A 12952-nucleotide genomic window follows, 5' to 3' on the forward strand; every position below is an offset into this window, starting at 1 on the left:
TGGCTGCCGCTGCCGCCGGTCTCCTGGTGTCCATGGCGATCAAGATCGTGCTGCCCTTGCACCGCAAGCCCGTTGCCATCGCCATTGCCGCCCTCTGTTTCCTAGCCATCGCGGTGCTGCGGCTGCCCCTGTTGCCGACCATGCTGGTGCTTGCGCCGCTCAGCATCCTGCTCACCTGGAGGCTGCAATCGTGATGGCGACGCTTCTTGCCCTGACCGTGATCTTCACGCAGCTCTCACTGCTGGCTTTTGGCGGCGGCAACACCATCCTTCCCGAAATGCAGCGGCAGGTCGTCGATATCCATCACTGGATGTCGGCCCAACAATTCGGCGCAATGTTCGCCCTCGCCCAGGCAGCCCCTGGTCCGAACATGATGATCGTGCCGCTCGTCGGCTGGCATGTGGCAGGCGGCGCCGGCGTACTGGTGACGTCGCTGGCGAAATTCGGGCCGTCCTCGATTCTGACCGGGATCGCCCTACATGTCTGGGAACGCTTCAAGGACCGCCCCTGGCGGCGCATCGCGCAGGCCGGGCTTGTTCCCATGACGGCAGGCCTCGTTACCGCCAGCGCATCCGTCATCACCGAGGCATCGGCCCAGGAATGGATCTTGGCGCTCATCGTCGTCATCGCTGCCTTGGCAACAACGATGACCCGCATTCATCCGCTGATCGTACTGGCCGCCGGTGCGCTCATAGGCCTGAGCGGCATCGGGCAGATGTGAGGGCTGACAGCATAATACATCCTGAAAGCACCTTCGCATCCAGCTAGTCTGCATCGCAGTACGCCCACGTAAAACGTTGCCCATGGCGCATCCCTCCATTCCGGGGATGCGCTAATAATGTCTGGAACCAACCAGATAATCGCGCCAACGTTCATATTCGAATTGCCGTCAGCGCCCGGCGCAACCCTCCGACGACAATATCCAACCTGCGCAACTGCGATACGCAACGCGCCAGAAAAACCGGATTCTAACCTGACCGCGCTCGCATTGGCGCATGCACGCCCCAATTTCGCGAGGTTTGCAACAAACAGGAGATATCCAGCAACACTTCAGAAATGTTTCGGAGAAGATCTGCATTTCACATCCGATCCGCGTGCGGGCCGAAAGGCAGGCAACGATCTGCGCGATGCATGATGAAAATCAGTGAGGTTTTGGATTTTGAAGTCGAACGTTCGGAAATTTGTGTTTCACGATCTGCAGAAAATCGATGGCTACATTGATCCGCCAGACGCTCTGGTCTTTTTGTCGCTGATAGAGAAACAAAGGGAAGAGAACCTGTCCGGCGGTCTTGCCGAGATCGGCGTCTATTATGGCCGCTCCTATTTTCTGCTGCGCAAGCTCAGCGCGCCGGACAACAACGTTCTGGCCATCGACCTTTTCGATATCGAGGAGGATGACGCGCAGTACCAGCGCTTCCTCGACAATGGCAAATCGTTGGGAATCCCCGTCGACGAGGAGCTGGTCATATCCGGTGACAGTACCAGGCTCGATCCGCAGGCGATCACCGGCAAGATCGGCCCGGTTCGCTTCTTCAGCATCGACGGAGGGCATCTGCTCCATCATGTAGTCGCCGACAGCCGCCTGGCGAAAAACGTTCTCGCCGATCACGGCATCATCGCTTTCGATGACACCTTCAATCCCGCCTGGCCGGAAGTCACCATCGGCGTATCGGATTTCCTGCGCAGGAACAGCGATACGTTCGCGGCCTTCTGCATGACGAAATACAAGACCTATGTCTGCCGCCGGGAGTTTCACGATCTCTATCAGACGGCAGTCAGGGAGGCCCCGCATCTCAAGCCGTTCGAGCAGGCCGAGATGGATTTTCTGGGCTCCAAGGTCATCCGGCTGCACAATCCCATCAACCGCCGGGTTGCCTACGAACTCATGCAACGATTGGGCATGAGCGCGCTATCCGAATGGGCCTATCGCCATGGCTAAGCATTAGGGGCCGCGCGATCCACACGCGGCCTCGGGATAAACGAAAAAGCCTCTTGCGCCGGCCTATGCCGGCAAGCGGCTTCGTGCCTTCTGGTTTTGCGCCTCCTGCGCCGACTTCAGCTGCGCCTTGGTATACATGAGGGCATGGGCCGCCAGATCCTCACTGTCATCCCAAAGGTTGCGCCAGATGCCGAGTATCCCCTCGAGCGGCTGGCCGACGACCCGTGACGAGAAGGATTCAAAGGTGATCGGCCCCTTGTAGTTCGCCTTCACCAGCGCCCGAAATACGCCCGCCAGATCGATCGAGCCCGAACCCATATAGCCGCGATGGGAATCGCCGGTGTGGAAATAGCCGAGGTAATCGCCCGTCTCGATGATCGCCTGCGAGATATCCGATTCCTCGATGTTCATGTGGTAGACATCGAGATGGACTTTCACGTTCGGCGCACCGATGCGCTTGCACATTTCAACGCCTTGAGCCGCCGTGTTGAGGACATTGGTCTCGTAGCGATTGACCACTTCCAGCCCCATAATGACGTTACTGGCTGCCGCCTTCTCCGCGACGCGGCGAAGGATATCAACGGAATGGCTGACGCCGTCGGCGGTCGGCGGCACGGCATATTTCTGGAAAGCGGAATAGAGAATGCCGGCTATGTGGGTCGCGCCGAGATCCCGGGCGAGCGCCACCGCGCGCTCCAGCTTGGCTTCGCCCCGCTTCATCTTATCGGGATCGTTGCTCGAAATATCTTCCTCCGCGCCCATCCCGAACGAGAACGTGCATCCCAATCCATACTTGTCGAGCTCCGCCCGCGTATGGGCCGGATCAATCTCGTTCATATCCATCGCCGAGACTTCGATCAGGTCGTATCCGGTCGCGGCCGATCGGGCGATCGCGCGCGTGCTCTCCTCCCTGTTCCAGCCTTTTTCCCAGACGAATGCATGCACACCGAGCTTGTTCATTGAATATCTCCTCCTCCATCTCCAACGGCGTCTCCGGTTCCGCGCCGCACGATCAGCCACCCCAAAAAGTGCTAACCGGAGCAATATTGACACGCCCGAACGGAAAGTCTAGCTTTTCATAAAACGTTTTACGGGAGGCTCGGCATCGCCGGGAAAGCACGTTGAAGCGCAGACAGCCAGTTTCGATCAAGACAGTTGCCGAGCGCGCGGGGGTCTCCCCTGCCACGGTTTCGAACGTCTTGAACGCAAAGCCGAGCGTGGCGCCTGAACTGATCGAACGTGTGCGCAGCGTGGTGGCCGAGCTGGGTTATGTAACCGACAGCAACGCCTCCCGCCTGCGCTCCGGCAAGCACTCGCTCGCTGGCGTCGTAGTGCCGGATCTTTCCAACCCGATGTTCGGTACGTTCGTTTCCACCCTCGAAACGCTCGCCAGAGAGGATGGCTTCGATCTTCTGGTCGTCAGCGCTGCAAACGACGTGGAACAGGAGAAGGAACGCCTGCACGCCATCCGTTCCTGGCGGCCCGCCGGCCTGATCGTCATTCCCTGCGACGGCACGCTCAGCCAGCGCACACCTTCGTCCATGCATATGCCGATCGTGGTCGTGGACCGCCTGCCCGACGAGCCGGATTTCGACCTCATCGCCGTCAACAATGCGCAATCGGCCGCCGCGATCAGCGCCCATCTCTCGGAGCAAGGCTATCGATCCTGCACGGTTGCCGGCAGCATGCTGTCGATCAGCAACATTCGCGAACGCTGGGAAGGTGCTGCCTCAGCCGCCGGGGGCATGGCTCTCTCCATGCTTGAAGTCGGACTGGAGACGAAAGGCATTCGCCAGCGGCTGCACGAGACGCTGACGCAGCGGCGGCCGGAAGCGCTTTTCGCGCTCGACCATATCACCGCGCTGATCGCCTATCAGACGATGACCGATCTCGGTCTTTCCGCGCCCAGCGATCTCGCATTCGCCTGTTTCGACGAGGCCGAATGGATGCGCCTCGTTCGACCCGCAATTACCACCGTCCGTCAGCCAATTGAGGAAATGGCAACGGCCGCCTGGCAGCAGCTCTCCCGCCGAATGGGAGGGAATGCCGATCCCGTCAAGACTTTGCGTCTGGCGTGCTCGGTGGAGGTTCGCGGCTCGACGCTGCGAGAAGGAGGGCGGTCGAGCACGGCTGCTTGAAATAAAACGGAGGAGGAGAACATCATGAAAATTACAAGACGCAGTCTACTCGGCACGCTGACCGGCGGAGCCGTGGCAGGGGTCTTCGGCTTGCCGAACCTGACGCTGGCGCAGGCGAAGCAGGTTCAGGCCGGAATTGTGGTGAAGATCGGCGGCATCCCCTGGTTCAACGCCATGGAGATGGGCATCAAGAAGGAATCCCAGGCCCTCAAGGCGAATGCATGGATGATCGGCCCGACACAGGCCGACGCCGCCCAGCAGGTGCGCGCCATCGAGGATCTGATCGCCCGCAAGGTGGACGTCATCGGCGTGGTACCGAACGACGCAGCCGCCCTGGAGCCGGTGCTCGGGAAGGCCAAGGCCGCCGGCATCAAGGTGATCTCGCATGAAAGCCCCAACCAGAAGAACAATGATTGGGACTTCGAGCTGACCACCGTCGAAGCCTATGGCGAACAGCACATGGATCTGATCGCCAAGGAGATGAAGGAGGAAGGCAAGTACATCGTCTATGTCGGCTCCCTGACCGTGCCGCTGCACAATGCCTGGGCCGATGCGGCAATTGCCTACCAGAAGAAGAAATATCCGAAGATGGAGATGCTCGGCGACCGCTTCGGCGTTGCCGAAAGCCTCGATGACTCGATCAAGACGACACAGGATCAGCTACGTGCCCATCCCGATCTGAAGGGCATCCTGACTTTCGGATCGCAAGGGCCGATCGGCGCCGCGAAGGTGCTGGACGATCGCGGCAAGGCGAAGTCCATCGTGCTCGTCGGCGGCTTCTCGCCCGGCCAGGGGATCAAATATGTCAAAAGCGGCGTGATCCGCGGTGGCTATATCTGGAATCCGCTGATCGCGGGCCAAGTCTTCGTGCAGCTCGCGACCTTACTCGCGGCCGGCAAGGAGATCACCGACGGCATGGAGCTCGTCGAGGTCGGACCGGTGAAGGTCTTCCCCGATAAGCGCCTGATCCAGGCACAAAAGCTCGAGTCCCTGGACAAGGAAAACATCCAGCGATTGGCAGATCTGGGGCTTTAAGCCCCCGCCTTGCCAAGAAGGCGACGCCGCCGGAGGGGTTTCAACGCCCTTCCGGCCGGTGTCCTTCTCGCGATGACCAAGCCGAACATGGGATATTCCGATGAGTGCACAGGACCCTTTTTTGCGTCTTAGCAAGATCACCAAGCGCTTCGGTGGCGTGTTGGCGCTCGACGATATCGATTGGGAGGTCCGGGCAGGCGAAATCCATTGCCTGGTCGGCGAAAACGGCTGCGGCAAGTCCACCCTGATCAAGACGGTGGCCGGCGTGCATCCGCCGACATCGGGCGAAATCGAGATTGCCGGCAAGTCCGTTCTGCCGCTCACCCCGTCTTCGGCGCGTGCGCTCGGCATTCAGGTCATATTCCAGGACCTTTCGCTTTTTCCGAATCTTACCGTCGCTGAAAACATCGCCATCGAAAGCCATCTGAAAAGCGATCTTCGGCCAGTCTCTTACACCAAGATGAGAAAGCTCGCGCTTTCGGCATTGAAACGGCTGGATTTTCATCTTGATCCCGACGCCGCGGTCGCTGACCTCTCAGTCGCCGAAAGGCAGATCGTCGCTATCTGCCGTGGCATTGCCGCTGAAGCACGATTGATCTTCATGGACGAACCGACGGCATCGCTGACACGCAGCGAGGTCAAGCGGCTGCTCGCCATCGTCGCCCGATTGAAGGCCGATGGCATCGCCGTGGTCTTCGTCTCGCATCGGCTGGATGAGATCGTCGAAATCGCCGAGCGCGTTACGGTCATGCGCGACGGACGCAAGGTGGGGACTTATCCAGCCGCGGAGGTCGATCAGCGCCGTATCGGGCATCTAATGACCGGGATCGATATTTTCCAATCCGTCGTCGCCCGCGACATGTCCGCCGAGAAGCCGCTGCTCGAGGTCTCCTCGCTCAGCCGCGGTGGCGAATACAAGGACATCAGTTTCACCATTCGCCAGGGAGAAGTGCTCGGCATCACCGGCCTGCTGGGTGCCGGTCGCACCGAACTTGCGCTCAGCCTCTTCGGCATGACCCGGCCGGACAGCGGCACGATGAAGCTTGAAGGCCGCAAGCTGTCGCTCCGCTCGAACCGGGACGCTGTGAACGCCGGCATTGCCTATGTCTCTGAGGATCGGCTGAGCCTCGGCGTCATTCTCCGCCAATCGATCGGCGACAATCTCATACTGGCGGTGCTGAAGAGCCTGCGCGGTCGGCTGGGCCTGATCCCGGACCGCAGCCGTCGAACGCTCGCCGCCGACTGGGTGAGCCGTCTGGCGATCAAGATACCCGGTCTCGACAGGCCGGTCGGAACTTTGTCCGGCGGCAACCAGCAGCGTGTGGTCCTGGCAAAATGGCTGGCGGCAAAGCCCAAGATCCTGATCCTCGACAGTCCGACGGTGGGTGTCGACATCAAGAACAAGCAAGGCATCTACAAAGTGGTAGCCGACCTCGCCCGGCAGGGCGTCGGCATCCTGATCATTTCCGACGAAGTCGCGGAGGTCTATGCGACCTGCGATCGCGTCCTGCACATGCGCGCCGGCCGCATCGTCGGCGAGGTCGTGCCCGGCCAGACCAGCGAACATGAGTTCGAGGAGAAAATCTATGCCTGAGATGCCGGACATCAGAAAGCTGCAGCGCCGTCCCGAGGTCTGGCTCGCTTTGGTGATCATCCTCGCCATCATCGCGCTCAGCGCGACGGCGCCGGGTTTCCTCACTCTGGCCAACGTCGTCGACCTGCTGGAGACCTATAGCGTCCAGTCGATCATGGCGATGGGGCTTTTCGTCGTGCTGGTCTCCGGCGGCATCGACATCTCCTTTGCGGCAACCGCGTCCGTTGCCCAATATGTGACCGCGCTTCTGGCGACGCAGTCGGGACTTCCGCCCTTCATCTGCATCGGCCTCGGCCTATCGGTCGGCATTCTGCTCGGCTGCATCAACGCGCTGCTGATCCACTTCATCCGCATCACGTCGATCATCGCGACCATCGCCATGATGAGCGTGTCGTTCTCGCTGCTGATGTATTTCTCGCAAGGGAAATCCATCTACACCCTGCCCGATTGGTGGACCGAGCGCATCGTCTTCTGGGAGCATGAGGCTCCGAATGGTGACCTGACGCGCATTACCCTGCCGATCGTGGTGATGCTGGCGGCAACCCTGTTTACCTGGTTCTTCATGACCCGGACGAAGACCGGGCGGCAGCTCTATACGATGGGAGGCAATCCGGAGGCCGCCCGGCGCATCGGCGTCAATATCGCCAAGCTGCAATTCATCGCCTATGGGTTCCTCGGCTTCATGGCCGCGGTCGGCGGATTGTTGCAGGCGCATCGCGTCGGCGAAAGCGTGCCCAATGCCATGTACAATACCGAGCTTTCGGTTCTGTCGGCGGCCGTGCTCGGCGGCGCCAGCCTGACCGGCGGCATCGGTACTGTGCCGGGCGTGCTGCTGGGCATCGTGCTGCTCGCCATCCTGCAGAACGGCCTGAACCTTCTCGGCATCTCCTCCTATTTCTTCCAGATCGTCATCGGCCTGACGATCCTGATCTCCACCTCGATTACGGTGATCAGCGCGCGCAAGCGCCGCCGCCTCAATCCGATAGGAGACACGGCCCATGGCTGATTCGACCCATTCCGCAACCGATAACCTGTCCGCTCTCGTCGGGAGGATAAAGGACGGCAAGCCCGGCCTACTCGGATTACTGCTGGCTCTGGTGATCGCCTTCTCGCTGACGATCCCCGGCTTTGCCAGTTGGGGAACACTGAACTCCTTCGCGGTGCAACTACCCATCCTCGGGCTTCTTTCTCTTGCCATGGTCGTGCCGCTCATCACCGGCGGCCTCAATCTGGCGATCATCGCGACGACCAATCAATGCGCGCTGCTGATGGCCTGGATCATGCGCAGCATGACGACGGTGGATTCCTCATCGGCGCAAGTCCTCGGCGTCATCCTTCTGGCTCTTCTGGCCGGCCTGCTTCTCGCGCTTGTGATCGGCGTCGTGACCGGCACGATCGTCGCCTATACCGGCGTCCATCCCATTCTCGTTACACTCGGCACGAAATCCCTGATCGACGGGATCAGCATCTATATGACACGCGGCGAAGCTCTCTCCGGCTTTCCGCAGTCCTATTCGATCGTCGGCAATTCGGCGATCGCAGGGATACCGGTGACATTCATCCTCTTGGTCATCGTCGCCGTGATTGTCGGCATCATTCTTCGCAAGACGCCGTTCGGTATCAGTTGCGCCATGATCGGCTCCAATATGGAAGCCGCCCGTTTTTCGGCGATCGATACAAGGCGGGTTCTGGTCGGCGTCTATACCATGTCGAGTGTCCTCTGCTTCGTCGCGGCAGCCGTCACGCTTGCCGTCTTCAACTCGGCAAGCGCCGACTATTCGCAGTCCTATCTGCTCGTCACTATCCTTGCGGCCGTACTTGGCGGCGTCGATCCCTTCGGGGGCTTCGGCAAGGTCTCCGGCCTGATGATTGCCCTCGCCATCCTGCAAATCATCTCCTCGGGCTTCAACCAGCTCGGTATCAGCCCTTATCTGACGACGGCCATCTGGGGCCTCATCCTCATTCTCGTGATGGCAGTGCAGACCGCCTATCCCTACCTCACCTTCTTTTTCAGGCCACGCAACCGGCATGCGAACCGCCCATGAAAACAATTGCTGTTTTCGACACCGGCAAGACAAACATCAAGCTCTCGGTCACCGACGAGGCCGGCGGTCTGATCGAGACATTGTCGACACCCAATGCCGTCCATGACGGCCAGCCCTACCGCCATCATGACCTTGCAGCCATCGAAGCCTGGCTGCTCGATGGTCTCGCCACATTGGCAGACCGCCACGACATCGCCGCCATCGTCTGTACCGCGCACGGCTCCGGTGGGGTACTGGTCGATGACGAAGGGCCGGCCATGCCGATGATCGACTATGAGCAGGCGGTCCCAGCGGAGATCGATCGGGAATATCGAGAGATCGCGGGATCGTTTCGCGAGCGAGGCAGCGCGGTCATGCTGGGCGCCGCCCATCTGGCGCGGCAGATGCTTTGGCTGGAGCGTGGCTGGCCGGATGTTTTTGCGCAAGCGCGGCATTTTCTGGCCACTCCGCAATACTGGGCGTGGCGGCTGTCGGGCGTCGCGGCCTCTGAAGTGACCAGCCTGGCGGCACAATCGCATCTGTGGTGCTCGGCGGATGGCAGACCAGCGAGGCTGGTCGACGCGAGGAACTGGAGGCGGCTGATACCGCCGCTACGACCGGCATGGTCAAGGCTTGCCGATATCAAGCCGGAGATTTCCAGACGAACGGGATTGAAGCCGACAACGGTGATCCTGTGCGGGATCCATGATTCCTCCGCGAATTTCTATCAGTACCAGGCAGCCGGCTTGCACGATGTCACCGTCGTCTCAACCGGCACCTGGATCGTGGCGATCAGCGACTGCTCCGGGCCTGATTTCGATGTCGAACGCGCCGGTCTTTGCTGCAATGCCGATGTAGAGGCGCGACCCCTTCCCGGCATGCTGACCATGGGCGGCCGGGAATTCGCGATGGTTGCGGGGGAAGACGATCGTCCAACAACTGAGGAAAACCTCGCGCGCCTGATCGAGACGCGCACGATGGTGCTCCCCTCCTTCGGTAGCGATGACGGCCTGTTTCCGGGAACGTCGCGAAAGGGGCGTCTCACAGGCCCGCTTGCCGATCATCATGACCTGCGTCATGCGCTCGCCCTACTCTACGCCGCGCTTCTGACGGATAGATGCCTTCAGCTCGCCCACACATCAACAGTGGTTCTGGACGGTTCGTTTGTTCGCGACCCGCTTTACGGCGCGCTTATCACTGCCCTCAATCCGGACCGCCGCGTCTTCGTCAACGTCGATCAATATGGAACGGCGACGGGTGCCGCCCTGCTGGCATCGCATGAGACCCGGCAGGCGCCCGCCCCTTTGGCCCTGAAGGCTACAATACCCTTTTCTCACCCCGCCCTTGATGAATACCGCGAGCACTGGCGGCGCGCGGCCCAAACTGGAGGACAAGATGATGGACTATGATGATCGCCGCCAAAGGGAGGCCATGGTTGAAACCTGCCGCAAGATGAACGCAAGCGGCATCAATCAGGGAACTGCCGGAAATGTCTCGATCCGCAACCCCACCGGCTTCCTGATCACCCCGACCTCACTACCCTATGACGAGATGAAACCCGACGATCTCGTGCAGATGAATTTTGACGGCACCTATGAAGGCCGCCGTCGCCCGTCGTCCGAATGGCGCTTTCATCGCGATATCCTGGCCGCGCGCGATGACATCGATGTCGTGCTGCATTGCCATTCCGTCTACGCGACGACGCTCGCCTGCCATCACAAGACGATCCCGAGCTTCCACTACATGACGGGCGTTGCGGGTGGCACCACGATCCGCTGCGCGAAGTACGCGACATTCGGCACGCAGGCTCTGTCCGACAATGCGCTGGAAGCACTTCAGGATCGCCTCGCCTGCCTGCTCGGCCAGCACGGCCAGATCTCGCTGGGCAGGACCCTGCCATCTGCATTGGCGCTCGCCATCGAGGTCGAGACGCTTTCGCGGCTCTACGTGCAGGCCCTGATGCTCGGCGAACCGCCGGTCCTGCCGGACGAGGAGATGGCGCGCGTGCTGCAGCAAATGAAGAATATGAGTTATGGCCAGGCGCCGGATCTCGACGGCGTCAATGACATCGCGCGGCCAAAGCAAGCCTGACCGCCTCTGTCCCGATCTTTTCAGCGAACCAGATTATCAGGCCGTCTTACAGGCGGCCTTACCACTCCAATTGACGCACGCCGTCAATCGCATCGCGCCCTTTCCGGATCGCAAAGGCCGGCGCTTCCGCGGCGCGGCTCAGGATATAACGCACGCCATGTACCGGTGAGTGATCTTTCGGCGGCTCAGGCACATAAAGCGCCTGCTCCTGCAAATCCTGCGGGGGCTGATCCGCCTCGGAAAGTCCGACGATCATAGGATCGCGCGTATCGCATTGCGGCATGCAACGGTCGAACTGCGTGACATCCGAGGAGGCTACAGTTTTGACACTCGTAACTTTAGCATGGGCTGCAACGCGCTTTACCGGCGTGCTGGCTTTCGCAGCCGCCGACTTGTTCGCGGTAGCCGGTCTGAAGATCGGCGTTGGCAACACAGCCGGGCTCGCATCGACGGCCGATTGAAGATCATTCGCTGTTGCAAAGTTCCTGGCGTCGGCAACTTCAATAGCGCCGCGTCCGGTGACATCGACCGACGACATCAGCGGCGCTTCCGCCTCTGTGCGGGCAACCGCATAAAGCCCTGCGACCGTCACTCCGCAGACGAAGAGGCCGACGCCAACTTTCCGGGCCAGCTCGCCTGCGGCACCAGGCACTTTGGTTTGCTGCATGCTCATTGCTCTCTCCATTCGACATTTGTCTGAAGTGAGAGTTCACACCACAATTGCGGCACCCCTTTTGCCGAAAAGTGGCCGAGAGCAGGCGAATTGCAAAGAAATGTTGTAGGCGCGCCTAGGTCTGGCGCATTTGCTTAGGACGAGCGGCCCTGCCTCATATTGGCGCGGTCGGAAACACTGAAGCCCAGCCGCTCCGAAATCTCGTCCACGGCGCGAAGAAGGCTGTCGAGATAGCTTTCCCGGTTTCGCAAGCCGTCCTCTTTCGGCGCCACCAGACAAAGCGTGGCAATGCATCGCCCGTCTTCCTGCTTGATCGGCGCGGCGAAGCAATGGGTAAAGTTTTCCACTTCGCTATTGAAGGTGAAATAGCCGTCGATCGAGGCTTGGCGAACTTCGTCGATGAAACGGCTCGGGTCGAGCTGCTTGCCATTGGGCAGAACGAAATCCTCCGGCGGGATGAAATCGAGTATTTCGGCATCGCTGAGATGGGAAACCAGCAGACGGCCGGATGCCGTCCACGGAATTGAAACGAGCTCACCGACATTCGAGGAAATGCGGAACGGACGGATGCCCTCGCGCATCATCGCGACGGTGTATTTGTTGCCTTCCAGCATGCACATCTGCGCCGTTTCGCGCGTCTCCTCGGCAAGCCGGGTCAACAGGGTATCGGACTCGCGCATCAGGTCGAACTGATCCGCATAGGCGGTCCCGAGAAAATAGAGCTTGCGGCCAAGAAAGACCCGGCCGTCACCGCCCTGGTAGTCGAGCATGCCGTGGCGCAGGAGAAGGTTGACGAGTTCATAGATTGACGAGCGCGGTGCGCCGATCTCGACTGCGATTTCGTTCGGCCGCATCGGCTGGCGCCTGGTGCGCAGAAACTCAAGAATCTCAAAGGCACGATCAAGGCCGCGCGTCCGTCGCGATACGATATCGTCTGGGCCTTCAGCCATCAAACATGCTCCATTTTCGGGGAATAGGCGCGACCGTGACAGTCGCGCCCCAACAACTCAACCTCTATCGGCGCGATAGGCGACGCAATCGACTTCCACCTTGCAATCGACCATCATCCGGGACTGAACACAAGCGCGTGCCGGCGGGTTCTTACCGAAATACTCCGCATAGACGCCGTTGAAGCTCCAGAAGTCGCGGGGATCGTCAAGCCATACGCCGACGCGAACCACATCCTCGATGCCATAGCCGGCCTCATGCAGGATGGCGATCAGGTTTTCAATGGCCTTGCGGGTTTCCGCGATAATACCGCCACCGACGATCTCGCCTTTTTCCATCGCAACCTGGCCGGAAACGTGCAGCCAGCCATTGGCTTCGACCGCGCGGGCAAAAGGCAGGGCTTGCCCGCCGGCTCCGGTTTCGCCGGCACCGTAACGCTTGATAGTCATATGACCTCTCTCTTTTCTTCTGGATTCTATGTGTCGGCAGGCGGCGCAAGGCCGTCTGTCG

The 12952-nt window shown here is 60.4% G+C and carries 13 protein-coding genes and 1 pseudogene; 10 read left to right on the forward strand and 4 right to left on the reverse strand.

The annotated features are described in order from the left end of the window. From PMI03_RS07770 to PMI03_RS07780, 3 genes and pseudogenes are all read left to right on the forward strand, one after another. Positions 1–194: pseudogene (locus PMI03_RS07770) on the forward strand (chromate transporter); the annotation flags it as partial. After that, entirely contained in the window at positions 191–721 is a 531-nt protein-coding gene (locus PMI03_RS07775; protein ID WP_007691690.1) for a chromate transporter, read from the forward strand. The pseudogene PMI03_RS07770 and the gene PMI03_RS07775, both read left to right, overlap by 4 nt. A gap of 438 nt (positions 722–1159) precedes the next feature. Next, complete coding sequence (locus PMI03_RS07780) at positions 1160–1939, forward strand: class I SAM-dependent methyltransferase (RefSeq protein WP_007691697.1); 780 nt, start codon at positions 1160–1162, stop codon at positions 1937–1939. A 63-nt stretch (positions 1940–2002) separates the two neighbouring features. Here PMI03_RS07780 and PMI03_RS07785 read toward each other — a convergent pair whose 3' ends face one another. Further along, complete coding sequence (locus PMI03_RS07785) at positions 2003–2899, reverse strand: sugar phosphate isomerase/epimerase (protein WP_007691699.1); 897 nt, start codon at positions 2897–2899, stop codon at positions 2003–2005. A gap of 161 nt (positions 2900–3060) precedes the next feature. Here PMI03_RS07785 and PMI03_RS07790 point away from each other — a divergent pair, with 161 nt between their 5' ends. From PMI03_RS07790 to PMI03_RS07820, 7 genes are all read left to right on the forward strand, one after another. Then, positions 3061–4077: a LacI family DNA-binding transcriptional regulator gene (locus tag PMI03_RS07790; RefSeq protein WP_007691701.1), complete on the forward strand. Its 1017-nt coding sequence runs from the start codon at positions 3061–3063 to the stop codon at positions 4075–4077. Positions 4078–4101: 24 nt separating this feature from the next. Next, positions 4102–5112, forward strand: coding sequence for a substrate-binding domain-containing protein (locus tag PMI03_RS07795; protein ID WP_007691703.1), 1011 nt, complete (start codon positions 4102–4104; stop codon positions 5110–5112). A gap of 100 nt (positions 5113–5212) precedes the next feature. Further along, positions 5213–6706: a sugar ABC transporter ATP-binding protein gene (locus PMI03_RS07800; RefSeq protein WP_007691705.1), complete on the forward strand. Its 1494-nt coding sequence runs from the start codon at positions 5213–5215 to the stop codon at positions 6704–6706. Continuing rightward, complete coding sequence (locus tag PMI03_RS07805) at positions 6699–7712, forward strand: ABC transporter permease (RefSeq protein ID WP_007691707.1); 1014 nt, start codon at positions 6699–6701, stop codon at positions 7710–7712. Before PMI03_RS07800 ends, PMI03_RS07805 begins: the two co-directional genes overlap by 8 nt. Further along, positions 7705–8751 (forward strand): ABC transporter permease, encoded by a 1047-nt coding sequence (locus tag PMI03_RS07810; protein WP_007691709.1) that lies wholly within the window; start codon positions 7705–7707, stop codon positions 8749–8751. The genes PMI03_RS07805 and PMI03_RS07810 overlap by 8 nt, the downstream gene beginning before the upstream one ends. Then, positions 8748–10139 (forward strand): FGGY-family carbohydrate kinase, encoded by a 1392-nt coding sequence (locus PMI03_RS07815; protein ID WP_007691711.1) that lies wholly within the window; start codon positions 8748–8750, stop codon positions 10137–10139. The genes PMI03_RS07810 and PMI03_RS07815 overlap by 4 nt, the downstream gene beginning before the upstream one ends. Beyond that, positions 10129–10821 carry a class II aldolase/adducin family protein gene (locus PMI03_RS07820; protein ID WP_007691712.1) on the forward strand — a complete coding sequence of 231 codons (693 nt, stop codon included), beginning with the start codon at positions 10129–10131 and terminating at the stop codon, positions 10819–10821. The genes PMI03_RS07815 and PMI03_RS07820 overlap by 11 nt, the downstream gene beginning before the upstream one ends. 58 nt (positions 10822–10879) lie before the next feature. On the opposite strand, the gene PMI03_RS07825 is transcribed toward PMI03_RS07820, so the two are convergent. The 3 genes from PMI03_RS07825 to PMI03_RS07835 form a co-directional block, all read right to left on the reverse strand. Beyond that, positions 10880–11494, reverse strand: coding sequence for a hypothetical protein (locus tag PMI03_RS07825; protein ID WP_007691713.1), 615 nt, complete (start codon positions 11492–11494; stop codon positions 10880–10882). Between the two features lie 134 nt (positions 11495–11628). Further along, a complete protein-coding gene (locus PMI03_RS07830; protein WP_007691714.1) occupies positions 11629–12444 on the reverse strand; it encodes an IclR family transcriptional regulator in 816 nt (271 codons plus the stop codon). A gap of 57 nt (positions 12445–12501) precedes the next feature. Continuing rightward, positions 12502–12891, reverse strand: a complete 390-nt coding sequence (locus PMI03_RS07835) for a RidA family protein (RefSeq protein ID WP_007691716.1) — start codon at positions 12889–12891, stop codon at positions 12502–12504. Positions 12892–12952: the final 61 nt, after the last annotated feature.

Source organism: Rhizobium sp. AP16, assembly GCF_000281735.1.
GTDB classification, from domain to species: Bacteria; Pseudomonadota; Alphaproteobacteria; order Rhizobiales; family Rhizobiaceae; genus Rhizobium; species Rhizobium rhizogenes.